Here is a 26,117-nt window from a genome sequence, read left to right on the forward strand (position 1 = left end):
TTTCCCAGTCCAGCGCAAGACTGGATAGACTCGTCACTGGATCTGAATGAGCACTACATACGGCATCCATCAGCGACTTACTATGTCCGTGCTTCAGGTGATTCGATGGCTGAATGTGGCATTTTGTCAGGCGATTTGCTGATAGTTGACCGCGCTATTAAGCCCGTTCACGGTAGTATCGTAATTGCGGCCATCGAGAACGAATTTACGGTTAAGCGCCTCATGCTGCACCCCCGCCTTTGTCTGATGCCAATGAACCCGGCCTACAGCCCGATTTACGTTAACCCTGATGAACTGGAAATATTCGGCGTGGTCACTCACAGCATCCATGATTTTCTGTGAGGAACTGACATGTATTTACTCTGTGATATCAATGCGATGTATGCAAGTTGTGAGCAACTTTCCGACCTGACTTGAAAAATAAGCCGGTCATTGTCCTGTCAAACAACGATGGAAATTGCGTGGCTCTCAATCGCCAGGCAAAACAAACCGGCATTAAAAGAGGTGCGCCATGGTTCCAGATTAAGCCTCTGATAAAACAACATGATATTGCCGTTTTTAGTTCAAATTATGCTCTGTATGGCGATATGAGCGCCAGAGTATGTGCCACCCTGGAAAGTCTCGCGGCTCAACTGACTATTTACTCAATCGATGAAGCCTTTTTGACGGTCTCCGGTATCGAGTCCTGTGAGTCCCTAGAGGCGTATGGTAAGCGGGTCCAGGCAACGGTTTACAGAGATACCGGCCTGAGCTGCGGGATTGGCATTGCACAAACCCGGACACTGGCCAAACTCGCCAATCATGCTGCCAAAAAATGGCCAGCTACGAGAGGCGTAGTTGTTCTGACTGAGCGTTTACGCCAGAGAAAATTGCTGGCTCTGACACCGGTAGGCGATATATGGGGGATCGGTAAAAAAAATCAGCGCTCGACTGGAAGCCATGGGGATGAAAAATGCCCTTCAGCTCGCCGATGCGAACCTGGCCTTTATTCGTAAGACCTTCGGTGTGGTGGTTGAACGCACCGTAAGAGAACTTAACGGCATATCATGTATATCCATCGATGAGCTACCTGCAAAAGAGCAAATCATTTGTAGCCGCAGTTTTGGCGAACGCATCACTGAAGAGCAGCAAATGAGAGAAGCGGTCTGTCAGTATGCAGAACGGGCTGCCGTGAAGCTGCGCGGGGAAAAGCAATATTGCAGAAGCATCACGGTATTTGTACGTACCAGTCCTTTTTCAACCGACCCGTATTACAGCAACTCAGCTACTCAGACGCTGATACTTGCCACCCAGGACACTCGAGACATCATCGCCTCAGCAATGCGGGCTTTAGAGCGAATCTGGCGACCGGGTTATCGCTATCAAAAGGCGGGCATCATGCTCAATAATTTTGTTCCGCGTCCCGGTCAGATAGATATGTTTGATGAAACCCCGCCCAGACCCAACAGCGCCCAGCTGATGAGCGTAATTGATCGCATAAACGATACTGGCCTTGGGAAAATCTGGTTTGCAGGTCAAGGGATAAACAAGGGCTGGCAAATGAAACGCGAAATGCTTTCTCCACGCTGGACAACGAACTGGCAGGAACTCCCCACGGCAGCAATAAAATAGGATAATACTAGACATCCCAGTGTTTCTGCCCATGCCCCCTTACCTTTAACCCCTGTATGGGGTTTCAGTATAGGAGCATGGAATGTCGGTATACCCCTTGGACTGAAGCAAAAATTGTATTCCCTCAGTCATTAACCATTTATCTTTACAAGGGCCAATTTTCACGCTTTTCAATGGCAATTTTGTTTTTGCTTTAATTTCTAAATACGGAATAAGCCCGTAATCATTGACCCTGACCTTTACATTGTTCAATCTATTTATTGGTTGAATCACAATTCTGAACTCCTTTTCCTCACTGAAACTTTCGTGCTTAAAAAATGGAGTAGCTTTTCTTGCAAAATCAGCAGAATATATTATTTCGTGAAACGGGTCGTCTGCTATAAGCTTCGCAATATCCTCTCGCCTGAAAAAATCAGTTATTTTCGATTTAGCTTTCGGAGTGGAATCCGGCTTTGTATAAATCACTTCTCCTGAAATAGATGCACATTCACTAAAGCTAAGCGATTCGAATAGCTCTTCGCTCTCAAACTCTAAGCAAACACCTTGTTTTGCACCATATCCCCGCCACTGGCTGAGCAGGTCAGAGTCACGACAAAATGAAATATTATACATATGTCTAGCTTCGAAAAGCTCAAATTTTGTCATCGCATCTCGGATAAATTTCAGACTTCTGCCACTAAATTCATCTTTAAGATATTCCAATGAGCTAACTATGCATTGCATTCCATGTTGTAACTCCTGAGCATCATTCAAAAAATAAAAATTTGTCGCCCAAAAACAATCATTTTCTATAATTCCTTTCAGTCCATTCAAATCAGTGTAATGATATATACGCATCAGATCCTACTATAACTCATACGAGGAGGTGTCGAGAGTATAATCTAACTGACTCCTACGTACATCCAGCCTCCTCAGTGATTGCCTTCTGACCGTCAAACTCTCTACCATTTTGGACGTTCAGGTCTTTCTGTCCACCGCACAATCTGCATCACGTTTCCGGCACTCATGAAACATATAATTGTTCTTCTAAAACAGAAGGTTTTATGGAGACACCTATGAAAAATACAGGAAATAGTCTGTCATCCCTGGAATGGTTTTTCGCACACGCAAAAGCAGGTAGCCTTTCAGCTCAGGTGCAACTGAAAAGTTTTCCTGTTTCTGATGTGGAGAAGGTCACTGAGCTGTGGGAAAGCGATCCCGCATATAGGGAGCGCCTGCAACATGAGCGCCGTCGTGGGGAATGACGCATATTAGTCATAGCCGCGCCATCGGCTTTTCCCTTTGATATTGGACACTCCGATAATCTGTCCAGTACTACTGACTGGTACGCCCAAACTTTCCGTTACACAGTTCTTCGTTCACAATAGCCTGAAACATTGACACAGAATCCCTCGACACTTCTCTTAAATTTTCAATGAGATCTGGATCATTATCTTTGTTATAAAGAATATACGTGGAAACATCATACTGTAATTTAAACGCTGCTTTTCTGATAACAAGACTCGACGTGATTGTTATTTCATTATGTATGCGTAAATATTCAAGATAACCTTCATCATTAGCCTCACACTGTTTATATAAATAGGTTTGCATGAGAGACTGAGACAATGCCAGAAATTTTATATAGCGCTCAGTCTTTTTCTCTTTCTCTTTTAATTCCTGTGTTGTCGTGTCTTTCTTTAATTCGTGCTGCTGTGTTAACTTCAGCGTTAACCCACCGCCAAGCAAAGCAATAAACGAACCCAATCCGATTTTTACGGCATTATCAGCCACATCCACCCACTCAACGGCCATCTGTTACCCCATACTTTCCTGTGATAATTATAGCGCGATAATCGGCCTCGGTCGTATTTTCGTCGTCGTGCTGCCGCTGGCAGCGCGTACAGCGGATTTTACTGCCTGGCATATCCTCGCCGCAGTCCGGGCAGTTCTCCAGATTGTCTTCTTTATTCATCTTTATTCATCTTCATTCCTGTGCTCCCTTTGTTTCACTGTCTCGCACCGCGACTGGTTTAAACGCTTCCAACAGGTGCAGCATCTGTCAAACGTTATTGAATCCCGTGTGTTCAAAAGCCCCAAATTTTTCCTGATGTCTTCCTATGAACAATTGATTTTCATTCTCCAGCTTATGCAATAATTTCATTAACACGTTAATAGCATCATCAATTGCCCCCTTCCAAAGAACGATAAATCCATTCTGGATTCTGAAATTCACGTTCTGCTCACAAAACGATTCTATTTTCATGGGTTTTTTTCCAACCTTTCCGTTCGAATGCACTAACCGGTTTCTGATAAGTTTAATATTCTTTAAATATTCCCACTCATCTTTGAATGATGTTAAATCAAACCCCATCACATCCTGCATATACCGGGAAATATTATCCAGCACGGCGTGTCTGCTCAGTTTGTCAAAATTAGAATCCTTGCCCATAACATCCTGATTAAACCACGAACAGTATTCTAAAAGAGTGTATTCAGCCTGGCAATATAGAGATACAAGCATGGTTTCACGGTGAAATCTTGGTGCTGTGCTTTGTGCATTGATGAGATCTTCTACATAGGCATCTACAATATTCTCATGATCTTCTGTATCTGCGTCTTTAATTTCAGCCATCATGGAGTTATTTACATCCTCCTCAACAGTTTGCCAGTAAGACTCACTGTGGTTATGAAAGTTTTTTATTGTATACAATTCAATATTAAAACTGTTCAATTGATGAAAGTAATTACATTCGAAGAAATCAATTTTCATTTAGACGCCATCTGTTCGCAATTATATTAATGTATTGCGTATTTTACTGCGAATATCTCTGCCGGGGTAGTGTGCTTTGACGATCTGTTTTCGGAAAAGATTTCCCGCGATCTGGGGCGCTTTACGGTAAAATAGCCGGGCGTCGTTACTGGCGCTCCGGTGTCTGCGTTCGGGCTTGATCCAGGCACCGGAACCCTTCTCTCTTAATTCCCGCCCCGGATTGGACATACAGCGCATTCTGTCCAGTTATACATTTCCTCCCCACACTTATCCCCTGAAATTGTGGATAATCAACATGTAGTGGTTCGTACTGCTACCTTCGCTACCAGATATAGTGTTTTGCCGCCCTCCTTCCTGTCCCTCCGCGCCATATTTCTCTGCGGCCAGAAACTTTTTACCAGGCCAAATTGCATTATCGGAAAAAATGTCCATTTTCTGAAAATCCAGAATCCGAATTATTGTGATCGGACAGCGTGTCGCTTTACGGCATACTTTACGGCACCGGCAGCGCCTGGCGGTTTCGTCACCCTTAGTAGCAAGGATAACTAACCGGATTTTTACCGGAGCCCCTCAGTATCCCGGAACGGGCTTCCGGGATACTGAGGGGCTGGACAAATCCGGGCCACGCCCCGGATGCGTCAGGCCGTCAAACTGAAGATGCGGAGATTAAATACTTGAGCCTCATAGCCCACGAAATGAATCAGATTTCACGTAGCGACGCCTGGAATGGTTATTTGTCGCTCGCGGATGCGCGGTCATTACGTGATCTGGCCGCAAGCCTCGGGGCGGGATTACCGAAATACCTGCTCGCCCCGGAAGTGGCCGTGTTACTCAGTTACTTCGACGATCTGCGCCAGCGCACGTATTTTGATACCGTCTGGAATACCGGCGCACGACTCAATGAAGCACTGGCCCTGCGCCCTGCGGATTTTATATCGGAGAGTGGTAAGCCGGTGGTGGTGTTACGCACCCTGAAACAGCGTGGCCGGGAAGCCAGCCGCAAACCCGGCAGGCCGAAAATCACAGAGGAGATACCGCCAGCCGACCCGCGCTATGATAAGCCGCCCGAACCCGCCATTCGCCTGGTGCCGGTGCTCGATACCGCCTATGAACAACGTATCAAAGAGTACATCGCCACCTGGAAACCCCGTATCAAGCATCAGCCCATCTGGGATGTATCCTCCAGACAGACCCCGATTAACTGGTTAACCGCCGCCGTGACACGGGCCGAGCGTGACGGTGTCATGTTTTCAATTCCGGTCACGCCGCATACCCTGCGTCATTCCTTTGCCATGCATCTGAAAATGCATGGTCTGCCCGATATGATCCTTCAGTCGCTGATGGGCCACCGTTACGCCCGGAGTACTGAAGTGTATTCCAGGGTGATGGCGCTCGATGTACTGGCGGGAAGGAGGCTGGATTTTACGCTCGATGTACAGACTGCAAAGCAATTGCTCAAGGGATGAAGACGGGAAATTTGTTATTGACGTGCTGCAAACGTTCTTTTCTTATGAAACATACCGGCCCATACCTCCCCTACTGAAAGGGGCTGGCTTTCAATGGCGTTTAAGAAATCAGCGCCGATCAAAAATATCATTTTTTTTGCCTCCCATTGACAAGTGTCACAAGCCTTACGTGGCGTGGACTTAGCGAAAACCGGCCTGTCACAACCTTAATTTTTCAATGAAATCAATACTTGCGGGAAAATCAATAACCGAGATAATAGTTGCAGTGGCGGGATTGTGAGCGCCTTTCAGACGTAAAAAAACCCAACTGGTGAGGTCGGGTTTAATTACGGTTCCGGTTCGGAGTGGTGCTCTGACCGGAGGAGAACGCTCTACATCTAACGTCTCTAATTATATGCCCCATGCTTTGCCTGTCAATACTCGAGTAATACTCAGGCAATACTCAAGAGAGTGATGGCAGTTTTTGCATGGCCCGTTATATAATCAGCAGGTTAGCTCTGTATTGTCGCTTTCCTGCCCTTAAACCCGGCTTTAGCGGGTATGAACGATTTGAAAGTCCTGGCTGAACAACAGGTGGTGCTGTTTCAGTGCTCTGGCAGGAGGAGAACGCTCTACATCTAACAATGAAGAAACCGTTACAACAGGCAGTGTATGAGTAAGTAACGGTGTTCCTCCTCCAGTTTAACTGGAGAGACGCATGATTGATAAAATCATCATGGTTCTGAAAGCCGCTATCGTGGTTTTAGAGCTGATCCGCATCTTCTTCTGAAGCTGACGGAAACGTAAGTAAGGCCGTGGAGTTAACCGCTTCACGGCCTTTAACATTTTATTTCCTCCAGTAGTTAACATATTGCCTCTTTCACGCACCACGCCAAGAGCACTCGTTACAATGTCGGGGTGAACGCCTCAAAAGATCACGTTTTCTTTCCCAAAATGCCTGCATTTAATGTTGCTTATTTGTTATCAAAAACAAGATTTCAGTTTGGTCATGATTTTATGGCCAAAGCCTCGTTTATGCATAACTCCATTAAATGCGCATTTACTCATATGAGTAAATACACATTTCATCATTTACACATACAGGATAGTACGCTAGAGTGATTACACAAACACTCATAAACACATATGAGTAAAAAAGGGGAGCGCAATGAAAGTTATTTCTTTTTTGAACCCAAAGGGTGGTAGTGGCAAGACAACAAGCGTTATTAACATTGCTACTTGTATTGCGAGAAATAATAAGGTGGCTGTAGTAGATACAGATCCACAGCAAAGCCTGGCAAACTGGAATAAGGCTGAAAAAGCCAACTTTGATGTATTCACAGTCGCATCAGAAAAAGACGTGTACACAATAAGGAAGGAATTAACTGATTATCCATATGTGATTATTGACGGGGCTGGGGCGCTTTCTGTCATTACCGCTGCGGCTGTCATGGTCAGTGATTTGGTAATTATACCGGTGACACCGTCACCTTTAGATTTCTCAGCATCTGGTGCAGTAATAAGTGTTCTGGAGGCACAGTCCTATAATCGTCCAGTAGAATGTAGGTTCCTTATTACCCGAAAAATTGAACAAGCCACCATGTTAAGCGTTTTACGGGAAAGCATTGCAGCAACGGGCATTGCTTCGTTCAAAACAGCAATAACTCAACGACAGAGTTACGTTAAGTCTGTGCTAGATGGTGAAACCGTTTTCGATACCAATGATGGCGCGGCCAAAGGTGAAATTGATGTACTCGCCGCTGAAATCCTGAAAATTGTTGCGTAAAAACACATTTACTCATAAACTCAAATGAGTAAATAAGTATTGGAGTAAAAACATGGCGTTAAATAAACAGAATAGTGGTAGCTCCACTCATAAGGTTATGACGTTCGGTGAAAACCGCGACTTAGATAAAGTCATTTCAAGCGCACCAGTAGCTATTCAGAAGCGGATCAACTTCAACATGCCAGAAGATAAACACCAACGATTAAAAGCGGCATGTGCCAGGAAGGGAGTCTCTATCTCAGACGTTATGAATGAACTTACCGACGCCTGGCTAAAAGACAACGAATAGAAACTCAATTAAGTAATTGAGTAATTGAGTAATTGAGTAATTGAGTAATTGGGTTTATATCTTTTACTCGGCTTAAGGCTTGGGCAAAAAAAATAACGGCTGCGTGACGAACACAACATATGGTATTGGTTGTCTCTGCCTGGAATACTACATGTTGAATATCCACAGAAACCGGGGATAAGTGTGGGGACGAAATGTATAACTGCACAGAATCCTAAGAGATAAAAATAACCCTGACAACCCTAAAAACTTTGTACCTTGGGGTTGTCAGGGTTATAATTATTGCATCAGGACACAACAGAGAATAGCGATGGATAGCAGAAGGTTAATTGCAGAAATCAAGGAAGATGGTTGGATACTGGTAAGAGTAAATGGAAGTCATCATCACTTTACTCACCCGACAAAACCGGGACTGGTAACCATACAGCACCCGAAAAAGGACTTACCCATTAAAACGGTTAAGAGCATCAGGAAACAAGCTGGGATTTAATCCCAGCTTCATCATAAGGGCTTAAATTATGTTATATCCAATTGCGATTGAAGCAGGCGACGAACAACATGCATATGGTGTGACAGTGCCTGATTTACCTGGTTGTTTCTCAGCTGGGGATACGATGGAAGAAGCGATTGCTAATGCCAAAGAAGCGATCACTGGTCATATTGAATTGCTGGTTGAAATGGGAGGGGATATTCCAGCCGTTTCATCAGTTGGTGCGCTGGCCAAAGATCCAGAATTTGCCGGTTATACCTGGGCTGTCGTTGATATTGACGTAACGCGCTTACTTGGCGGCTCAGAAAAAATTAACGTAACACTGCCTAAATCTCTAATTGACCGGATTGATCGCTGTGTAGCAACACATCCCGAGTTTAAAACCCGCTCGGGCTTTCTTGCTCAAGTCGCGTTAGAAAGGATTGCAAGAACAGCTTAACTGCCAGAGAACTAGCCCACTCATCGTGGGCTTTTCAACCTTTTTGCTTCCACCCCAAACCTCGGCTCTTGCTTTCCTTACAGAAGGAGGCACCACGTAGCGGCATGTAACACTGTTCTAGGGGTCAGTTTGGATATCGAGAATTATTGTACGTTTGGCACAATAACTTAATGCTAATGTACGCATACATTAGCATTAAGTTAAAGATGATCAGTCCTCGCCATTCCTAGATGCCCTGACCCCCTCCTTATAGGTACGCTTAACCCGCTCAATCGTTGCCAACGTTTCAGACCAGTGCCGCCTGGCTTCGTGGCGATATATGGCGGCCATTTTTTCCACGGCCTCCGGGCTACTATCGTCGCTGCGGCGTTGTCGCCCCGTATCCCCGAAAATTTCCACAATCAGCCACTGGCTCCCCGTTCTGCCGAAGAGGGCATTACATAGCCGCTTCACGGCCAGCGGGGTTAGATCTGGGTCGGGATCGTATGCGACGGTGGCAAAAATAAAACACAGCATTTGCGAGGTTTTGTAACGCTTTACCGCCGCCGCCAGACGTGCGGCACGCTGCGGCGCTTCCCAGCGGTCGTCACTGTACCCGACCATTTCGGCAAGATAATCTCGTTCGAGGTTTTCCGCCGTGTAACATCTACCGCCCAAGAACATACGCATGGCCTCTTTCGTTTCATTCCGCATAATCTCAACCTCTATTAATGCTAATGTATGCGTACATTAGCATTAAGTCATTATATGCGATAACCATTTTTGTTAAAAATACCGCATCGAATAATTTATGAGGGAAACTGTATAGCAAGGAGGCAGATTCTTTCTTTGTCGGAAAGTGAATCATTACTGGCATTACCTGCCACTCACGACATAGTCGCTTTTTTTGCCTTTTATCCAGGCCTTTCAGTACGCTATCGTAGTTAGTCATACGAAAAGCAGGGATTTCCCTGCCATTGCCATACAGACAGGGAGTCATCATGATTATCAGCCCACCCTTTATCCGTGAACAGAATGCTGGTGACAGTGAGGATTCATGGGTAAACAGTATGCTTCCCATCGACGCAACGCGGAGCTTCCCACTCAATGCGCATGGTTCCTGGCATGGTGGTGTACACGTCACCCATAGCGACAAAACCCACCACCCGGAAATGGTCCGGGCGATTGCTGATGGTGTGGTGGTCTCTTTCCGTAAGCCATCAGGAACGGATAAGCGCGATGCATTCCCGCTGAACTACAACGGGCAGACTGATAACGGATATGTGCTGCTGAAACATGAAACCTCCATAGGTTCAGGTGACAGCGGCAGTATTGTTTTCTATTCCCTGTATATGCACCTTCGCGACCGACTGGACCCGGCAGTGGCAGAGGGTGCCAGAATCTGGCGTAAAGACCCTATCGGGATGAATGGTATGGTGGACGGTGTGAATGCCTTCCATTTTCAGGTGTTCTGTGACGACGAGAACATGCTGAAACTGACCGGACGCACCACGCCTGAAGTCGATATCACCCGTGACGGCAGAACCGACACCCTTTACGGCGATATCCATTTTTATCTACCGCCCGGCACCCCCTTTTACGCACCGGTACCTGACGCAGCTTCACCGGACACGACCCGCCTGAACGCAGTTCATACCACCACGGAACCACTCTTCGTCAGCATGACCTTCGGAAAAGGCGACTGCACAATGCTCACCCGCAGGCAAAATGCCACCACGCCGGCATGGTTCGACACCGTGGGGGAGATGCTGGTGAATGCCGATGCTAATCCGCTTGATAACAGCCAAAATACTGCTGGGAAGTATGAATACAACTTATTCCGGACTGCCAGACGCCTGTACCCGCAGAATTCGTCTGCCGGGTTCGAACTCCTCCGCTTCGGCCGGGTCATCAGTACTGAACATGAAACCCTGACTCCTGCTGATGCCCCACTGTGGCGTACCGTCAGCTTTCCCGGCGGAACGGGCATGGTCAATCTGGCCTCCCCTGACATCAAAAAATTCAGCGATGCCGACTTCCCGCACTGGACGGGGTGGCGGATGGTGGACGATGACACGGACAACAACAGTCAGTGTAATTCCCCCCTTATCGCCGGATTACAGGACAGCGGGCATTTCAGCGACCTGAGCTGCCGGCTGGTCTGCCATTTTCCGCTGGAGTGGAATGCTGCCACCTTTGACCAGCGCTATGCCTGGCTCAAAACAGGCTCTGACGATGTTCCTGCCATGTCTGAAGAAGACTATGAACGGCTGAAAAGTCATGCCTCAGCGCTGTGCTTTGATACCGGCGAACACGGCACCGGCAGGCTGTGGCATTTCCATCCGCAAACCTTCATCACCCATTTCCGCAAGTGTTGCTGGCTAAGCAAATCAGAACTGAAACAGCTCATTCCCCGGAACGCGCTAAGAACGGCTGGCCGGAATGATTACCGCTGGGAGGCCATCAACAACTACCGGGACGGTGCCGGCAGCGTCGCGGACAATATCCGTACGCACATGAACAGGGCAATGCAGAAATACCTGATTACCACCCCGCTGCGCATCGCCTGCTTCCTGGGGAACGGCATTCAGGAAACGGGCTGGCTGGGGTCGATGGAGGAAGGGTACCGCTATACGGAAACAGACCCGCGCACGCGTCTGGTCATCCGCCGCTACAACATCTGGTACCACCCGTGGTACGGGCGCGGCCTGTTACAGCTTACTAACCCTGAAAACTACTTCAATTATTTCAGCTTCAGGGGGCGAGCATGCCCGGAAAATATCAGGAACACCCTGATAAATGAATACAGTCGTCTGTATGCACAACAGTCCCTTCGCTACACCGACAATCACCTGTCTGATACCGAAAACCACGTCCCGGAGAACATTATCCGGTGGCGGAATAACGTCAGCAGCGACCTCCATGAGGCGGCCAGCAGTGCCGGGTTTTACTGGGTTTCAATGAATATGGCCCCCTACGCCGATAACGATCACGTGCTGGAGCGGTGCAGCGTCACTCCCCGACAGAGCAGGATAAAGATTTACTACCGCAGCCAGGCTTTCTGGCGGGCCAGCGCCGCCGTTAATCTGCCAAGTCAGATCGATAACGGACGCTATCAGGGGCTGAATGGTTTTGATACCCGCTGCTGCGTCTACGGCAGCGCGATAGCCGTCCTCACCGAGCAGAAATTCCCGGACAGCGATAATAACCCGGTCAACGAGAAGCCCGAATCAGACCAGCTAAGGAGAGGCTGATGAAAAAATTATTACTGCTGATGGTAATCCCTTTTTTTTCCTCAGGAGGAATAACCCCGGAGATCGCTAATCCGGATAAATTCAATGAAAATTTATTTAATCAAATCACTTCAAGTAATTATTTGGCGACCATATCAGGATGCAAAGTAATTTCATTAAAAATGTTTCATCCTCCTGAACGCAAAGAATATCCACTATCGGATACTTGGCTTTGTCTGTTCTCTGTTGATGTCATTACTAACGGGTACGGACCGGGGCAAGCATTACCTGAAGAGGTTTATCTTGATAAAAAAACAGGGCTTTGGAAAAACAAAAAGTACATTTTAAGCAAGGAAGGCACTCAGCGTTCTCTGGACTTTTATGGCATTAAAAACCTGAGCGAGCTGCAGCCTCTGGAGTTGTATAATATCCGGTCCGTCAATACCCGTGGCTATGCGGTAGTAAACCGCAATATTCCCCTAGAGGAAAAAAAGAAAGGGGTGAAGAAAAAACTGTCATTCTGCCTGATACAAAACCAGAGCTATTTTGCTTTCTGTGGTTCAGGCTCAATGGTCGACCTCATCGACGGTAAAGAAGTCGATTTCACCCCCTATATGCTCAAATCCCTTGAAACGGTCGAAATGGGTCTGCCAGAAAAACCTGCCAAATAACGACCAGATTAAACATAACATCCGTTGTCCACCGGGATCGGGGCTGATCTCACGACCAGCCTCCTCCCACACCACCGTACATACGGGTCCGTATACGGCGGTTCGGTTATGTTTATCGTCACCCGCCTAAAGCTCCGGCAGGCCCAGTCTGACGAACAGATTATTGGGGAGGGCTATGTTCAGCGCCGGGCTACAGCTTATCCGCCACTGTTTATGGCAACTCCCTACCGTTTGCGCTGCAAGGTCTTTCCTTACACCCCGACCGTGCAGGTCTTTGAAGCGCTTGCCGCTCGTTTTCGGGGTCTGACGCTCAGCGGAACGGTTTCACACGTTAAGAGATTTTTGTCCGATAAATCAAAACATTGCGGACAGTGAAAAATGCGCTCAAACGGTGTGTTTTTAATCGCTAAATGGTATTTAACGGACACTGCTGCCCATTAATCGATTTTTCAGGCGATCTTTCTCGCCTAACGTGAGTTTTCGTTCCACTGAGCGTCAGACCCGTTCTATTATCGACTCTGCTTCCGCTTGATACCCGTCGGCTAACTCTCGAAGAGTTCTACCAAATCGATGAAAGCCTAGCAGTTCTATTTCATCAGATTTAGTGCGATATTTTTTGGCTAATTCCAATTCCGGTTTGCCTTCTGGGTCAACGAAGTGGGCACCACGCGAATTTCTTATCGCGATCCTATAACCAGTACGCACCTCTTCAAGTTCACGCCTATTCAAAAATTCAGCAAGTTCAGCAAGTATCCAATTTTCTTCATTTGAAGGACTAAAAATTAATACTCTTCCAATTATTTGATACGCAATTTCTAAATGCCCTGACTCTTCACATTCTGTTTGAACCAAATTAAACCAGTTATTAAATGCATTGGCATCAAATTTACCCTCTGCATCAATACCCGGAACCCTACGCCACTTATCAAGTAGATAGTGTGAGTTTTTGGCAATATTTATTTTGCTTTCAGATAGTTCGTTCTTTTCTTTTTGAAATTTTGACCGATACGCATTGCGAATGATTTCACAAAAAAAACTTGGTTCATTTGCAAGTTTTTTCTCTAAAACTTGAGGCTGTAACGAATCATCAGCGCCACTATTAATTATAGGCAGGTATGCCCATTCAATTTGCACCAAGTCGTCATCTGAAACAGTGTCATCATTTTGAAGATAATTAACAAGTTCGTTAAATGAGTGAATATCAAACCGCTTAACATCTTCTGTAGTTTTAATAGATTTCAATAGAGCAACTGCAACTCTGCTGCTATCAACTACCTTATCGCTATTCAGAATTCGAGATAAACAATCAATTGCTGACACTGGACGGTCTACTTTAAACAAGCAATCTACTGCAAAGTAAATTTCTTCCGTTGAATCACAGTGGTATGTGTTAGTAACGGTATTTACCCAATACTCGTAAGGGAAATCATCAAATGAAGCATTTAACATATCCCATGTTTCTTTTTTAAACGGTAGTAAAAGAAAAAACTCAACTTTTTCTTGAGCATTCCAGTTATTAACAGCAGCCAATACCCATGAATTTCCTTCCTTGTAGTTCTTGGCCCACACATAGCCAGAAGCAAGAGAACGTTCCTCTTTAATGTCGCTAAGAATAAGTTTTTTTAGTGTATTTAAAGGGATCTCTAGATTTTCTGCAACTAGACTGTTGCCGACAACCTCAGGCCTTTCAACACCCCCCGAAAATTCTAAAACTCCTTCAATACCATTAACGGTGTGTATTTCAGATATTGACTGACATCGTTCTTTTGCCAATCTTTCTTCTTGGGCTCGCCAATCCCCATTTTCATCAAATAAGTCATGACTTCTTTGACCAAAAAGTCGTTTGCTATAAAGCATAGGCTCTTCTGGTTTTAAGGCTGTAGAAACATCTTTAATTTTTTTATTTTGCTCTGGTTGTATTGCCCACTGAGCATCTGAGAATCTTTTGTGCTTGTTATAGACCTCTAAGCATTTTTCCCATAACTCTAATTTTAATTCATCACTATCTGGTTTTTTAGAAAAGTCATATAACAGTTTAATTGCATCATCGAATTTAAACGGTGATAAATTGTCAATATTGTCAACTAAATCAATAAGCCTTAATGAAGATTTACTTGCCAAGTCGATTGCTAATTGGCTATATGTTTCAATCTGAGCCCGGTACTCATCATTAGATGGCTCTTTGTTAAAGTCGTTAGGAATAAAATTTCTAAAAGTTGGTATATGTGTACCAGAGGTTGTTCTCATATTATTGGGTAGCAACTGAACTAAAACACGCCATGCTGTATCGGGATACTCCCTTTCCAATGCTTTAAAAGCAGCAATACGCCTATCTATATCGGCTGTAGTATGAGGAAGCCATGGTAACAATATATCGATAATCGAATTAAGTGGCCTGTTAGCCCAGTTACCACCAGGATCATGGCTATCCAGTTCCCCTAATATTACTAAAGAGCGAGATAAATACTCGGGTGCCCAAGCCAATCCTTCAATAGCCCATAGCAGTCCTGTCAAATAATTCCGACCTGAAATCCCATCGACACCTTCCTGTGCAAAAAGTGAATCAAACGGCTTGTCTTGATGAGATACAGCCCTTTCTACTTCGTCGATAAAATAATCAGGAGCGCTTTCTGCAAGCATAATTTGAATATCTTTCGTACTAGCCCATAATTGCCAACTAGAGGCAGACAACACTTCTTTAACCACACTTGAGGCGCAGTATTGCCCTTTATATTTTGAGCAGTTGGTAAGCAACTCTTGCTTTGTTGCGACTAATGCCAGACCTTCGGATAGCCCTTTCCTTATTAATCGACTGTGTGGCAAAACCTTCCCATAAATTGCTGCTGCATAACGCTCTTCTGGTGCCAGTTCAAACTGTGGGTCGATAGTTTTAAAAATGGATGTAGCAATCGCCTGAAATAAATCCAAATGATTATCGAATAATCTTGACGATACCGTTTGGAATGCTTGTGTTCTATCTTTAAAACTCCAAGAACCTCGCTCATGAATCAAGGGACTATCTTGCATTCCTTCAATTATTCTTAATTTTTTTATCCAACTTTCATACGATTCATCAATAAGGCTTGTAATTACCTCAATATCACCATCATTTTTTTCATCCCAGCAACCAACTAAAACAGCAACTGCTAACTCAGTCGCCAAATCAACATTATCAATATTATATATAGTTAAGTCACCAGCAACATTATGGCCTGTTCCAGTATGATTTTGACTAACTGAACTGCCGCTATCAAAGTTATCCATAGACACTACCCCGTAATTTTATTTCCACCAACATTATCACCAGTACCACTATGGTTTTGCATAATTACAGTAGTATTGTTAGGTTTTATAGACGAGAGTATTTGTTGAATTTCACCACTATCCAATAGTTTTCTTTCAATTGCTTTTTCGCTCATTTCATCGTTTAAAGACAGTTTTTTAATTTCTTCCGCCAAAGCGGGAGCCACGACCTCATCAATAACCCAACCTTTTAACTTTTCTTTTATTGAAGTTGCAGTAATCGAAACTTGGTGTTTGAGCATGTCATAAACAACGCCAGAAAGTATTACGGAAGATAAAAACTCCATGAAATTTTTCCCTTAATGTTAAGAAGTTATTAATACAGCAAGATACATTTTAAATCGAAGAAGGATATTTCACCACGTATATTTATTGTCTAATAACGAGATAGTTCGACAGTCTGCTGTTCGCTCAGATCTGCCTGTCATGTCTGCTTAAGAAACGGCCTTAACGTAGGATAATTTGTGCGCCGTGCAAAGGCACGGTCTTTCAGCGGGTGCGAACCCCGCCCGGCAACTTTCGTTCCAGCCGGTAGTAATCAGAGCAGCCGTGGCGGTAACAAAGCGGCTGAAGCCTCTGGTGTATAGGATCATTTTAGTGATTCAGCGAGTATGCAGGCCGTAACGTGAGTGAACGCTGAGCAGGCCTCGAAAAACGCAATGTGGAGGCTGACCCACCAAATTTTTGGGGAAGGCTGCCAGTTACAGGGGAAGTGAACGAAGCGCGCACCCTGCAACCTCCACCGGGGTAGTGGCGACAGCATGTATACAAGAGGAAGACCGGAGCAACACGGGAAGTCCTGCGTGTGGTGAACGCTAACACCAACCGGTGGCCGGTGACGGCCAGACCGGGCACGACAGGATGACGGAGAGGCTCGTAGTACCGGGGAAGCCGGGTAATGCCGGTGGAGGAAAGGAGCCTTAGTTCAGAAACAACGCCGAAAGTGATGAGGAACTGGAGATTGGGCAACCTAAGAACTCCGAAATACGTTCAGGAATTGCAGACGACGTTACATGCGAAAGCGAAGGAAAGATCTGAGCTTAGATTCCACGCTTTGTACGACAAAATATACCATCGCAGTGTGCTGATTTATGCGTACCAGTGTTGCCGCCGAAATAAAGGCGCAGCGGGTACGGATGGGCAGACCTTCGACGATATTGAGTTATACGGGGTGGAACGATGGCTCGGAGAACTGGCGCAACAACTTCGGGAAGGTACATACGTCCCGAAACCGGTCAGACGCGTCCATATACCTAAGCCAAACGGGAAAACCCGACCGCTGGGGATCGCTTGCCTGAAAGACAGAGTTTGTCAGATGGCAGCAATGTTGGTGCTCGAACCTATATTCGAAGCCGACCTGCCACCGGAACAACATGCCTACAGGCGAAACCGGAATGCACAAAGCGCGGTGAAGGAAGTTCATAGCCTGGTGAGCAGCGGATACAGCGATATTGTAGATGCAGATCTGTCAGGCTACTTCGACACCATACCTCATCCTGAGCTGATGAAGTCAGTTGCGCGTCGGATCGTGGACGGAAACGTTCTGCGACTGATTAGACAATGGCTGGCAGCACCAGTAGAAGAAAAGATGCGGGATGGCAAAGTACTGCGAACAACCGCAAACCGGGATAACCAGTGCGGAATACCACAGGGTTCCCCGATATCCCCGCTCTTGTCCAATTTGTACATGAGACGTTTCATTATGGGCTGGAAAACGCTGGGGATAGAACAGAGTCTTGGTGCACGTATTGTCAATTATGCCGACGATCTGGTTATCTGCTGCAAACGTAGAAACGCCAGTCGTGCAATGGCAGCAATGCGCGGGCTGATGGCGAAGTTGAAGCTGACGGTAAATGAAGAAAAGACACGTCTGTGTAGGCTACCGGAAGGGGAATTTGACTTTCTTGGCTACACATTCAAACGCTTGTATTCAGCAAGGGCGAGGAAAGCTTATATAGGGACTCGTCCCTCGAAGAAGAGCATTAAACGAATGATCGAATCCGTCAGACTCCAGACCAGCAGGAACATGGAGTGGATGGATGCCGGTGAGATGGTCATGCGGTTAAACCAGAAACTGGGGGGCTGGTCTAACTACTTCAGATTAGGCCCTGTCACACAGTCGTATCGGTTCATCGATCGCTATACCACAACCCGGCTGCGGCGGTGGCTCTGCAAGAAACATAAGCAACGAAGCAAAGGGTTAAAGCGATACCCCGATGAGTACTTCTACAATCAGTTGGGACTCATCCAGTTGCCGAAGCTCCCGCAGAGGCTTCCGTGGGCGAAGGCATGATTCTGTCCGAGAGCCGGATGCGTTAGAAGCGCACGTCCGGTTCGATGAGCGGGGTGTGGAAACGGGATTTATGGTCAGGACAGTAAGGCACCGCCAATCGAAAGAGGCGGCAACAGATATGCCTGACCTGCAAAATTACCGCGCCACATCTCGACTCTACCGTTTTCCAAGCGGCCCCCATTAAGGTTCCGAAGGATCATTAACGAACAAGCGTAACAGGTGGGGAATTTCGGTAATACCAGCGTTGCCCCAATAAAGGCGTGTTTCATATAAAAGGATCATCGCATGATCCTTTTTTGTTCTTAAAAATATACCAGCATACGAAATGGTTGAAAAATGTACTTAGCGTACGTTTCCGTACGATTGGGCTTCAGACTCCTCCAACGTAGAATTTACTGCCAATCGGGATTTTCAAAAAGAGGCGCGCAAAATCGTTAAATATAACGCTGCTGTTCTGTCGCGCCGGAGACGCGGCGCAGCCGCACTGAGTTGATAGATTTTACCAATCCAACCCCCCTCCCTGATAAGCCATTCCCGCTACCAGTAACGAAGAACCTTTTTTGCGCTGTCGGAGTGGTCCCGACAAGGCCACTGGCCATTGTCGGGGCGTATCTCCGCGTTAGCGCCGTAAGGCGCTTACGTGCGTGTACTGTGAGCTTATAGCGACATGTTTCATGTCTGGTTAAAACTAGTGTACGTTTTTGTATGGTTGGGGTTCAGATCGACTAATGCCCGCCTCTGGCGGGTGCTACCTATGGAGCAAAGCGACCAACCGAACCGCCGCGAGCTTCAGCTCGCTGGAAGGGCGGGCATTTTATAGACGGCGGGCGATGGCCGCCGTGTAATAGGCACCATCACCTTATTTATAAGGTCGGTTAGTTCAGGATTTATGCACGAATTTAACCGGTATATCCCTGTATAGAACGAATTTAAATGTATGGAATATCAGCAGCACGAATTTATTCGCATGTAAATTAAACATGCTGGCCAGGAAAGGTATCCATGCCGTCATTTCGAGCCGGGAACGTGACAGGAGATAAGGAAAAAGTGAGTAAAAATACGATGTCAGGCAGCACAAAACCCGCCAGGAGGCGGTAAGCGAACTACCTGGAGGTTAGAGGTTGTCTTTTCGAATGCGTTCCAGCATTGCCTGATAGAACAGTTCACCACTCAGCCCCGGATTCTCTTTTTTCACGGTAGACTCAATCGGGTAAACGAGCGATAGCGGTGTTTTGTTTTTCCATGCCGTATAAGCAGCATAATACTGAGTGGACGGTTTTACCTGACCGGTTTTTAACGCTGATTCCGTGTCCTGTAGTTTCTTTTCTATGTCCGAGATCAGCTGCTTCCCTTCCTCTTCTTTAACACCCAGAACGTGGCGCTTAATTTTGAGAAGTAGCTTTTTCAGAGAGTGCTTATCATCCAGTGACGCGACGTTACTACGGGCAACTCTGGCGATATGATTTGCATAACGTTGTTTTGCTGTTTCACGTAAACCTTTCTTTTCAGCCCAACGCCGATAATCCCCAAGGATTTTACGCAGCTCGTCCACAGAAAAGCCGAGTCCTTCAAACCATTCCGGTTTGATGAATATGCGCATGGCTTTATTTTGCTTAGTCTCAGGGTCCTGGCCCCTGACGATAACGATTAAACCCGCTTTTTCCCAGTCATGCAGAGCGTTCAGGATAGGGTCATACGTCAAACGCCCTGTTATCGTTCTGTGCAAAAGATTAGTGGCTCTGGCCAGATCATGAGTGCCACACATCACTTCAAAAAGATAATCACTATCCGCGTTGTAGTCACACATCGCGATGATGGCCATCGCCAGGGCTTTGTATACTTCGCGGCGTTCAGAGCGAACGGATACCCGCTGGTTGCGTTCACAGCGAAGCTTATAAATGTACCGGTTTCGGTTCCAATCGTGTTTTTCCAGTGCGGCGTCAAAGCGACGGGCCGCGACTGATTCAGGGATTTTTCCCACAAATTCAGGGATACAGTGCCGATGAACACTCTTACGGGATGAAGTAGTTTGATTAACTTTTTCATTAAACACTGCTACCCGCACTTATGGCGAGTTGCAAAGGTTGAATTGTACGCATGATGGGGTATAATCCTTCATAGGTTTTGTGCCTAGCCCCGGTTAATCACGCTCTTCCGCCAAGTTGATGAGTGATTATCGGGGCTTTGTTTTTAGGGCGGTACCAACTACATATCAAGCCCCTGTCCTCATCAGCATGGCTGACTTAGGGATCCATTCTACTCATTTTTAAACACTTCGCAACGATCAGGAAAACTTTCCTTTCAATCGCAACCAACACTACACAATCTTATTATCCAAATCGCTATTTTTCGTAGAGATAAGCTTATGGATAGTAGCATTTATCTCACTGATTCTAACGGGTTTTGTAAGAAGAGGTACCTCTGGTACAGGGCTTAAATCAGCAAATGCACTAACAAATATAAAGGGCGTTGAACTATTTGGACTCGCCTGACTACGCAAAGCAGTAAATAACTCATCACCGGTGAGAACTGGCATTTGTAAGTCGCTGAGTATCAGATCAAAAGGTTTCCTCAATAATTTCTGAAGAGCACGTTCAGGCGATGTCGTAGACTCAACAACATATCCGTAACTCTCGAGTAAATGAGTGATGGAAGAACAAGCCATATCGTTATCATCGACGACAAGAACATGAATTTTACTTATCTCCTCGGTAGACAAATAATTATTTAATTCAGAAGAGGTAAGCAAATCCTCCGTTCCGATCTCCACAGGAATTTTTATAGTAATAGATGTGCCTTCACCGAGTACACTTTCAATATGTATAGAACCTTTTAGAGCCTTAATCAAACCGTTTACAATAGCAAGCCCCATGCCAAAACCAGGCATATTACTCCTGTCATTACTCAGTCTGACAAAAGGCTTAAAAATAAATTTAAGCTTATCTTTTGGTATACCTTGACCTGTATCAAAGATTGAAATGCATAACCATTTATCGCGTATAACGTCACAATCTATATGAACCTTTCCACGCTGTGTGTATTTAAGTGCATTACTAGTAAGATTTTCTACAACTTGATTTAACCGAACTGAGTCAGTGTAAACAACAATATCCTTAATATCACTGACTGTAACTTCCACACCTTTCTTAGAATAGATAGCCATACAGTCCAGCACAATATTTTCAATGACCGGTTTGATTTTAAAAAAAGATTTATTAATATCAATGTACCCATTGTCAATTTTGGCAAACTCAGCCAGATCTTTCATTTGACGTTCCATTTTACCAGCAGCTGTTTCAAGCCGTTGCAGCTGATTTTTTTCAACCATTTTATTGTTAGAGTTAGTTATCACATCAATTGCCGAGATGATCGCTTGTAAAGAGGTTCGCAACTCATGTACGACTACGCCAAGAAATGCATTTTTGTTGGCAATAGCCGTTCTTTCTGAGAACAGTAACTTATTAGTTTTTTTGATGTAGATTATAATGATGACACACAAAATGATAAGCAATGAAGCCGTAATAAACAATAATAACCAAAGCTGTTTTCTTTTTTCCATAAAATCGATTAGCGCATCTGTCCTTTGAGCTACTTCTGCATGATCAGCTAAATTTGTTAACGTTATAGCAAGAGGCCTTATTTCGTGAGTTTCAAATACAATCTTTTTTATGTCAGGTGATGGCTTATTAAGTTCATCATGGATATTGCTCAATCTATTGTAAATAGCATCAATGTTTTCTTTATATCCTGCCTGTTTATATAGTGGCTTGGTTGATTCACTTTCCCTGCGAATAATATTAACTCTTGAATGTAAAATATCCAGCTTCAGGCGTATTGTATCTATATCAGTTTCATTATTAATCATTGCGTAAAACTCATTGAGTTGTATAGAGAACTTTGCTATTGACCATGCGTAGTTCTCCTGTGTGCCTGCAATGGCATAAAGAGACTTTTCTGACAAGATACTATTGTATTTAAATATTGTAACGAGCGACACTATTAAAACGAAAAACATCCCTACAAGGGACAAATAATATCCTCTTTTCATTTCACCACCGTTATTTCATCAACTTGCCAAATAAATCTGGAAAGATATTTAGGCATGTTAATTTCATCTTTATAGGTATCTAAAGGATAGATTATAAAGTAAGGTCCGAAATTTTTTACTTCCAGATTTTTACCATCCATAGAACTGGCTAGTAAAATATCATATCTTTGAACATCCTGAATCGGTATGTCGACAGTATAATCATTCAATGCATGCATTTTTAAAACTCGACCATGCGCGCCAACATACTTCAGGATACGCATTAATGATACGCCTTCAAAATGAATTTTTTTGTTGCTTTCGGTCCAGGGGGTTGTAGTTATAATACTAGCACGTTCAAATTTTGACATTTCATTCTTAGAAATCAAAACAGAACCGGTTGCATCTGTTGAGTTTATTGCACCAGAAATTTTTAAATCACCAACAGCACTTACCACACTGAATGAACACAAAATACTAATGATATAGACATAGTATCTAAACATGAAAATTTTCCTTAAATCTAAATTTAACATGTTCAAGTAAGTATTTATCATCACTGTTTTGTACTCCTGTAAGTAATTCATCACCGATGTAAACAGATTCTATATTATTGTAATACTTCACCCTTAACTCAGGTTTAATTGTGTTAAATATACATTGAGTAGGTATATTAAATGCAGCGGCTATATGTAATGTTGCGGAGTCACAAGTATATACATACTCAGCGTTTTTTATAATAGAGACAAAGTCTTTTGTCGATTTAGAAAAATTCAATACGTTTCTATATTTGGGATGTTCAACATCAACAAAACCTACTACCTGTTTCCCTGTTTTTTTTGCTAATGCATCCACAATGTCAAAATAAAATTGCTCAGGAATACTTCTGATTTTAGTACTTGATAATGGCGAGAATAAAACATAACGATTTAAAAAAACATTATCTAGCGGTACATTTTTCAGCCAAGAATTATTAAGCAAACTAATTACCTTGGGTGTACTATCCAATCCTATATATTTATAAAAAAAATCATGCATTTCCATCGTATGAAATTCAGGTCTGTACAGTTGATTTCCTATATCTATAATTACATCACCTGTAACGTCATTAACATCAAATGGCATGTAAAAGACTTCATCAATCACATCACTTGCAAGTAAATATACTTCATCCACATATTTCGGAGCACTTGCAGGTCTTATAACTGATATTTTTATATTCTCATTCAGTTTTTTTATGACGTCGAGGATGGAAATGCCTATGATGGAATCTCCCAGTGTCACCCCCATACCATTGATAACAACAAGATGGGCAATCCGACTATAGTCAACTGAAAAACTGACGAATGACTGATTTAATATACTATTGTTAGTCAGAGGTTCAATATCATCCGGGAATGATGACTTACTTAAATCGTATGGCGAAACAATAAAAGTGCCGTCTTTAAGTAAACTACCTTCAAACTCCAGTAAATTCTTCATAAATTACCGTGCGAAATATTTATCTATATTTGATTTGATGACTCCCGATTTTATTGGCTTTTCGAACGGACCAACAATATCATAATCATGTATAGCACTTGATATTTCATCATCCTTAATCCCTGACAGTTTCCCTGTTAAAACAATTATCAATGCATTTTTATTTGATGATTCGCGCACTTGCTTTATTAAGCTAAAACAGCTTTCGTCACCTATAATCCAATCAAGGACATAAGCGTCAAAAGGGTTATCAGCTATCTGCCTGCTGAGGGAATTTGTTTCGGAAAAAGTATCAACGTGATACACACTACTACTAATAATCTCATTCAGACTTTGTGTGATTTGCACATCATCATCTAATAACGCAATACGATATTTGTTTATATTGATAATTTTTGGATGAACAATAATTGATTCAATACTGCGCCGCGAACCATACAACATCTCATCCTTCAGTTTAGATGATGGTAAAACATTCCATTTATCTCCTATTTTTAGCGCTGACAGCTCTGTTTTTCGTTCGTCTCTCTCAGGGTAAAGATGAATTTCACATTGATGTTCAAATCGACCATCACTCCACACAGCATGATGAATTTCTTTTGACTCATCAGAAAAATAGGCAAAGAATTCACTCATGCTCATTCCCAGCGAATCAACCACCTTGATTAGCTGTTGCACTTCCCATTTTGTCGCGCCGGTCAGTTTTTTATAACCTGCGGATGTTGTCATCTGCAATACATTACTGATGTAGCTATTATGTTTTAACTTGGGTACACCTTTCATAGTTAGAACTTTAGCTAGCACATCTACCAGCTTGCTATCATCAGAATCTTGCATTTTTCACCTACATAAAATTTACCTTTCTTAGATTCTATCCTGCCAGTTATTTTTTTCAATTTATTCAAACCTGTACGACAACCTCCCCTCTTAAAAACATCATTTTTGGGTGTTTTTTTTATTTAAAATTCCTAAAAGTTGCGATTATAATTGAATTTACAACTTATAGGAATTAACATTAAAACTAAGGTCAACTGGTTGACCTTTGAGGTTGCTCTTTAATAAATCAACAGCGGTTATTGCCTGGAGCCTGGCATAAGGAGATGTATTGTTTGGCTGCGTATGAGGAGTGACGTACCGCGCCTGTAATGGGTAACACTCCTAATCAATGCATCATTAAGCCGTTCTCTCATCGAACATTCCTCATGTATCTACGTGCGTCCGCACACGGACGGCTTATCCATGCAATGGAGAACCTAAAATGACTATGCAAAAAGTTCGTTTAAAAGCTCTGCGTAATAACCCTTACAGTACACTCTCGACAAATAAGCGCATATGCAAACATAAAGACCGTGTAACAACTGCTATTAATCAAAACTGGATACTCAAGGAAGTCCCTGAAAAAGTTCGTGAACTCATGATAGAGCAAGCATGTTTAAGGGCTGAAATCGTAACAATTACTATAAAGGAGGGCACTAATAAAAAATCAAATGCATCTGTTTTGATTGCTGAAAAATTAAAACGAATTGATCTAATCACCAAACAGATACACAGCAGGAAATGTATTACATAAAAAGCATAGAAGCCATTTTGGTTGTTGTTTTATGAGAGGATCAACTATTCATGCTAACCACTGCGTCGTTATTAACACTCGCAATGCAGTGCGCTCCTTCCGTTCATCCTGACACTATCTCAGATATAGCAAAAACAGAATCAGGATTTCACCCTTATGCTATAGCGGAAATTGTCCCCTTAAAAGGAGGAGGGAGTCGCGTAATTTCACACATGCCATCTTCCAAAGATGATGCAATTAATATTGTGGAGAAAATAAAGAAAAACAAACATCGCTTTTCCGTTGGAGTCATGCAGATAACCAGCACAAATTTTTCTATATATAACGTTAATGCAGAAGTCATGCTAAACCCCTGCGATAATTTATCGGTAGCAGAAAAAATCATTCTCGATTGCTACAAACGAGGAGGCACATTAAAGCGCGCATTAAGTTGCTATTACTCTGGTAATTTTGAAGCCGGACAACGTTCGGAGACATCTTTTGGCAATACCAGTTACATTCAACGTATTGGCTATGTTGTCCCCTCAACCCGGCAGGACAGACAAACCAGTGACAAACCAGAGGAGAATAAAACCACCACCGTTATTTACCCTGACAAAATCATTCGTGGCAATATTCCCGTAAACGAAAATTCCACTGTTAACCATTCATATTATGCGCCTCAGATAGTGCGCGGGCGCTTACTCACAGCGCAACAAAAGGAATAATGAAATGACACTCGTATCTGAATTAAATTCGAAATTCAAA

The 26,117-nt window shown here is 43.9% G+C and carries 24 protein-coding genes and 2 pseudogenes; 14 read left to right on the forward strand and 12 right to left on the reverse strand.

Features of this window, described 5'->3' with window-relative positions:
• Positions 1 to 342 (forward strand): annotated as a pseudogene (umuD, locus tag D8682_RS00825) (translesion error-prone DNA polymerase V autoproteolytic subunit); the annotation flags it as partial.
• A 9-nt stretch (positions 343 to 351) separates the two neighbouring features.
• Positions 352 to 1,611: pseudogene (umuC, locus tag D8682_RS00830) on the forward strand (translesion error-prone DNA polymerase V subunit UmuC).
• 45 nt (positions 1,612 to 1,656) lie between these two features.
• Here umuC and D8682_RS00835 read toward each other — a convergent pair.
• Entirely contained in the window at positions 1,657 to 2,448 is a 792-nt protein-coding gene (locus tag D8682_RS00835) for a DUF2971 domain-containing protein (protein ID WP_121813203.1), read from the reverse strand.
• A 218-nt stretch (positions 2,449 to 2,666) separates the two neighbouring features.
• Here D8682_RS00835 and D8682_RS00840 point away from each other — a divergent pair, with 218 nt between their 5' ends.
• Positions 2,667 to 2,855: a hypothetical protein gene (locus tag D8682_RS00840; protein WP_121813204.1), complete on the forward strand. Its 189-nt coding sequence runs from the start codon at positions 2,667 to 2,669 to the stop codon at positions 2,853 to 2,855.
• A 70-nt stretch (positions 2,856 to 2,925) separates the two neighbouring features.
• Here the strand turns inward: D8682_RS00840 and D8682_RS00845 are convergent, their stop codons facing one another.
• The 3 genes from D8682_RS00845 to D8682_RS00850 all read right to left on the reverse strand — a co-directional run bounded on the left by D8682_RS00845 (position 2,926) and on the right by D8682_RS00850 (position 4,363).
• Complete coding sequence (locus D8682_RS00845) at positions 2,926 to 3,405, reverse strand: peptidase M14 (protein WP_121813205.1); 480 nt, start codon at positions 3,403 to 3,405, stop codon at positions 2,926 to 2,928.
• Positions 3,395 to 3,565 (reverse strand): hypothetical protein, encoded by a 171-nt coding sequence (locus D8682_RS26585; protein ID WP_162302955.1) that lies wholly within the window; start codon positions 3,563 to 3,565, stop codon positions 3,395 to 3,397. The genes D8682_RS00845 and D8682_RS26585 overlap by 11 nt, the downstream gene beginning before the upstream one ends.
• 87 nt (positions 3,566 to 3,652) lie before the next feature.
• Positions 3,653 to 4,363 (reverse strand): hypothetical protein, encoded by a 711-nt coding sequence (locus D8682_RS00850; RefSeq protein WP_121813206.1) that lies wholly within the window; start codon positions 4,361 to 4,363, stop codon positions 3,653 to 3,655.
• Positions 4,364 to 5,058: 695 nt separating this feature from the next.
• Here D8682_RS00850 and D8682_RS00855 point away from each other — a divergent pair.
• The 5 genes from D8682_RS00855 to D8682_RS00875 all read left to right on the forward strand — a co-directional run bounded on the left by D8682_RS00855 (position 5,059) and on the right by D8682_RS00875 (position 8,812).
• Positions 5,059 to 5,829, forward strand: coding sequence for a site-specific integrase (locus D8682_RS00855; protein ID WP_121813207.1), 771 nt, complete (start codon positions 5,059 to 5,061; stop codon positions 5,827 to 5,829).
• A 1,147-nt stretch (positions 5,830 to 6,976) separates the two neighbouring features.
• Positions 6,977 to 7,594 carry a ParA family protein gene (locus D8682_RS00860; RefSeq protein ID WP_071700969.1) on the forward strand — a complete coding sequence of 206 codons (618 nt, stop codon included), beginning with the start codon at positions 6,977 to 6,979 and terminating at the stop codon, positions 7,592 to 7,594.
• 52 nt (positions 7,595 to 7,646) lie between these two features.
• Positions 7,647 to 7,883: a plasmid partition protein ParG gene (locus tag D8682_RS00865; RefSeq protein WP_121813208.1), complete on the forward strand. Its 237-nt coding sequence runs from the start codon at positions 7,647 to 7,649 to the stop codon at positions 7,881 to 7,883.
• A gap of 310 nt (positions 7,884 to 8,193) precedes the next feature.
• On the forward strand, positions 8,194 to 8,373 hold the full coding sequence (locus D8682_RS00870) for a type II toxin-antitoxin system HicA family toxin (protein WP_121813209.1): 180 nt from the start codon (positions 8,194 to 8,196) through the stop codon (positions 8,371 to 8,373).
• A gap of 28 nt (positions 8,374 to 8,401) precedes the next feature.
• Positions 8,402 to 8,812 (forward strand): type II toxin-antitoxin system HicB family antitoxin, encoded by a 411-nt coding sequence (locus tag D8682_RS00875; RefSeq protein ID WP_121813210.1) that lies wholly within the window; start codon positions 8,402 to 8,404, stop codon positions 8,810 to 8,812.
• A gap of 210 nt (positions 8,813 to 9,022) precedes the next feature.
• Here the strand turns inward: D8682_RS00875 and D8682_RS00880 are convergent, their stop codons facing one another.
• On the reverse strand, positions 9,023 to 9,505 hold the full coding sequence (locus tag D8682_RS00880; RefSeq protein ID WP_121813211.1) for a hypothetical protein: 483 nt from the start codon (positions 9,503 to 9,505) through the stop codon (positions 9,023 to 9,025).
• Positions 9,506 to 9,792: 287 nt separating this feature from the next.
• On the opposite strand from D8682_RS00880, the gene D8682_RS00890 reads away from it, so the two are divergent.
• From D8682_RS00890 to D8682_RS26590, 3 genes are all read left to right on the forward strand, one after another.
• Positions 9,793 to 12,045: a M23 family metallopeptidase gene (locus D8682_RS00890; RefSeq protein WP_202914343.1), complete on the forward strand. Its 2,253-nt coding sequence runs from the start codon at positions 9,793 to 9,795 to the stop codon at positions 12,043 to 12,045.
• Positions 12,045 to 12,695 (forward strand): hypothetical protein, encoded by a 651-nt coding sequence (locus D8682_RS00895; RefSeq protein WP_121813213.1) that lies wholly within the window; start codon positions 12,045 to 12,047, stop codon positions 12,693 to 12,695. The genes D8682_RS00890 and D8682_RS00895 overlap by 1 nt, the downstream gene beginning before the upstream one ends.
• Positions 12,696 to 12,803: 108 nt before the next feature.
• Positions 12,804 to 13,070 (forward strand): hypothetical protein, encoded by a 267-nt coding sequence (locus tag D8682_RS26590; protein WP_162302956.1) that lies wholly within the window; start codon positions 12,804 to 12,806, stop codon positions 13,068 to 13,070.
• 120 nt (positions 13,071 to 13,190) lie between these two features.
• On the opposite strand, the gene D8682_RS00905 is transcribed toward D8682_RS26590, so the two are convergent.
• Together D8682_RS00905 and D8682_RS00910 are read right to left on the reverse strand one after the other, a co-directional pair.
• Positions 13,191 to 15,959, reverse strand: coding sequence for a hypothetical protein (locus tag D8682_RS00905; protein ID WP_121813214.1), 2,769 nt, complete (start codon positions 15,957 to 15,959; stop codon positions 13,191 to 13,193).
• 5 nt (positions 15,960 to 15,964) lie between these two features.
• Positions 15,965 to 16,285, reverse strand: a complete 321-nt coding sequence (locus tag D8682_RS00910; RefSeq protein WP_121813215.1) for a hypothetical protein — start codon at positions 16,283 to 16,285, stop codon at positions 15,965 to 15,967.
• Between the two features lie 611 nt (positions 16,286 to 16,896).
• Here D8682_RS00910 and ltrA point away from each other — a divergent pair.
• Entirely contained in the window at positions 16,897 to 18,291 is a 1,395-nt protein-coding gene (gene ltrA / locus D8682_RS00915) for a group II intron reverse transcriptase/maturase (protein ID WP_121813216.1), read from the forward strand.
• A gap of 1,114 nt (positions 18,292 to 19,405) precedes the next feature.
• Here ltrA and D8682_RS00925 read toward each other — a convergent pair.
• The 5 genes from D8682_RS00925 to D8682_RS00945 all read right to left on the reverse strand — a co-directional run bounded on the left by D8682_RS00925 (position 19,406) and on the right by D8682_RS00945 (position 24,637).
• Positions 19,406 to 20,344 (reverse strand): hypothetical protein, encoded by a 939-nt coding sequence (locus D8682_RS00925; protein ID WP_162302957.1) that lies wholly within the window; start codon positions 20,342 to 20,344, stop codon positions 19,406 to 19,408.
• Between the two features lie 264 nt (positions 20,345 to 20,608).
• The gene (locus D8682_RS00930; RefSeq protein ID WP_121813219.1) at positions 20,609 to 22,339 is read right to left on the reverse strand and encodes a hybrid sensor histidine kinase/response regulator; all 1,731 of its coding nucleotides are present in this window, start codon (positions 22,337 to 22,339) and stop codon (positions 20,609 to 20,611) included.
• On the reverse strand, positions 22,336 to 22,824 hold the full coding sequence (locus D8682_RS00935) for a molybdopterin-dependent oxidoreductase (RefSeq protein WP_162302958.1): 489 nt from the start codon (positions 22,822 to 22,824) through the stop codon (positions 22,336 to 22,338). The genes D8682_RS00930 and D8682_RS00935 overlap by 4 nt, the downstream gene beginning before the upstream one ends.
• Complete coding sequence (locus D8682_RS00940) at positions 22,817 to 23,800, reverse strand: hypothetical protein (protein WP_121813221.1); 984 nt, start codon at positions 23,798 to 23,800, stop codon at positions 22,817 to 22,819. The genes D8682_RS00935 and D8682_RS00940 overlap by 8 nt, the downstream gene beginning before the upstream one ends.
• A 3-nt stretch (positions 23,801 to 23,803) precedes the next feature.
• Entirely contained in the window at positions 23,804 to 24,637 is an 834-nt protein-coding gene (locus D8682_RS00945; RefSeq protein WP_121813222.1) for a helix-turn-helix domain-containing protein, read from the reverse strand.
• Between the two features lie 421 nt (positions 24,638 to 25,058).
• Here D8682_RS00945 and D8682_RS00950 point away from each other — a divergent pair, with 421 nt between their 5' ends.
• Positions 25,059 to 25,370: a hypothetical protein gene (locus D8682_RS00950; protein ID WP_121813223.1), complete on the forward strand. Its 312-nt coding sequence runs from the start codon at positions 25,059 to 25,061 to the stop codon at positions 25,368 to 25,370.
• Between the two features lie 50 nt (positions 25,371 to 25,420).
• The gene (locus tag D8682_RS00955; protein ID WP_121813224.1) at positions 25,421 to 26,077 is read left to right on the forward strand and encodes a lytic transglycosylase domain-containing protein; all 657 of its coding nucleotides are present in this window, start codon (positions 25,421 to 25,423) and stop codon (positions 26,075 to 26,077) included.
• Positions 26,078 to 26,117 lie beyond the last annotated feature (40 nt).

The organism is Buttiauxella sp. 3AFRM03 (assembly GCF_003675305.1).
GTDB lineage: Bacteria > Pseudomonadota > Gammaproteobacteria > Enterobacterales > Enterobacteriaceae > Buttiauxella > Buttiauxella ferragutiae.

Excerpts from the sequence above, each read along its gene's own strand:
- D8682_RS00835 (WP_121813203.1), bottom strand. The coding sequence starts at position 2,448 with ATGCGTATATATCATTACACTGATTTGAATGGACTGAAAGGAATTATA.
- D8682_RS00840 (WP_121813204.1), top strand. The coding sequence starts at position 2,667 with ATGAAAAATACAGGAAATAGTCTGTCATCCCTGGAATGGTTTTTCGCA.
- D8682_RS00845 (WP_121813205.1), bottom strand. The coding sequence starts at position 3,405 with ATGGCCGTTGAGTGGGTGGATGTGGCTGATAATGCCGTAAAAATCGGA.
- D8682_RS26585 (WP_162302955.1), bottom strand. The coding sequence starts at position 3,565 with ATGAATAAAGAAGACAATCTGGAGAACTGCCCGGACTGCGGCGAGGAT.
- D8682_RS00850 (WP_121813206.1), bottom strand. The coding sequence starts at position 4,363 with ATGAAAATTGATTTCTTCGAATGTAATTACTTTCATCAATTGAACAGT.
- D8682_RS00855 (WP_121813207.1), top strand. The coding sequence starts at position 5,059 with ATGAATCAGATTTCACGTAGCGACGCCTGGAATGGTTATTTGTCGCTC.
- D8682_RS00860 (WP_071700969.1), top strand. The coding sequence starts at position 6,977 with ATGAAAGTTATTTCTTTTTTGAACCCAAAGGGTGGTAGTGGCAAGACA.
- D8682_RS00865 (WP_121813208.1), top strand. The coding sequence starts at position 7,647 with ATGGCGTTAAATAAACAGAATAGTGGTAGCTCCACTCATAAGGTTATG.
- D8682_RS00870 (WP_121813209.1), top strand. The coding sequence starts at position 8,194 with ATGGATAGCAGAAGGTTAATTGCAGAAATCAAGGAAGATGGTTGGATA.
- D8682_RS00875 (WP_121813210.1), top strand. The coding sequence starts at position 8,402 with ATGTTATATCCAATTGCGATTGAAGCAGGCGACGAACAACATGCATAT.
- D8682_RS00880 (WP_121813211.1), bottom strand. The coding sequence starts at position 9,505 with ATGCGGAATGAAACGAAAGAGGCCATGCGTATGTTCTTGGGCGGTAGA.
- D8682_RS00890 (WP_202914343.1), top strand. The coding sequence starts at position 9,793 with ATGATTATCAGCCCACCCTTTATCCGTGAACAGAATGCTGGTGACAGT.
- D8682_RS00895 (WP_121813213.1), top strand. The coding sequence starts at position 12,045 with ATGAAAAAATTATTACTGCTGATGGTAATCCCTTTTTTTTCCTCAGGA.
- D8682_RS26590 (WP_162302956.1), top strand. The coding sequence starts at position 12,804 with ATGTTTATCGTCACCCGCCTAAAGCTCCGGCAGGCCCAGTCTGACGAA.
- D8682_RS00905 (WP_121813214.1), bottom strand. The coding sequence starts at position 15,959 with ATGGATAACTTTGATAGCGGCAGTTCAGTTAGTCAAAATCATACTGGA.
- D8682_RS00910 (WP_121813215.1), bottom strand. The coding sequence starts at position 16,285 with ATGGAGTTTTTATCTTCCGTAATACTTTCTGGCGTTGTTTATGACATG.
- ltrA (WP_121813216.1), top strand. The coding sequence starts at position 16,897 with ATGCCGGTGGAGGAAAGGAGCCTTAGTTCAGAAACAACGCCGAAAGTG.
- D8682_RS00930 (WP_121813219.1), bottom strand. The coding sequence starts at position 22,339 with ATGAAAAGAGGATATTATTTGTCCCTTGTAGGGATGTTTTTCGTTTTA.
- D8682_RS00935 (WP_162302958.1), bottom strand. The coding sequence starts at position 22,824 with ATGTTTAGATACTATGTCTATATCATTAGTATTTTGTGTTCATTCAGT.
- D8682_RS00940 (WP_121813221.1), bottom strand. The coding sequence starts at position 23,800 with ATGAAGAATTTACTGGAGTTTGAAGGTAGTTTACTTAAAGACGGCACT.
- D8682_RS00945 (WP_121813222.1), bottom strand. The coding sequence starts at position 24,637 with ATGCAAGATTCTGATGATAGCAAGCTGGTAGATGTGCTAGCTAAAGTT.
- D8682_RS00950 (WP_121813223.1), top strand. The coding sequence starts at position 25,059 with ATGACTATGCAAAAAGTTCGTTTAAAAGCTCTGCGTAATAACCCTTAC.
- D8682_RS00955 (WP_121813224.1), top strand. The coding sequence starts at position 25,421 with ATGCTAACCACTGCGTCGTTATTAACACTCGCAATGCAGTGCGCTCCT.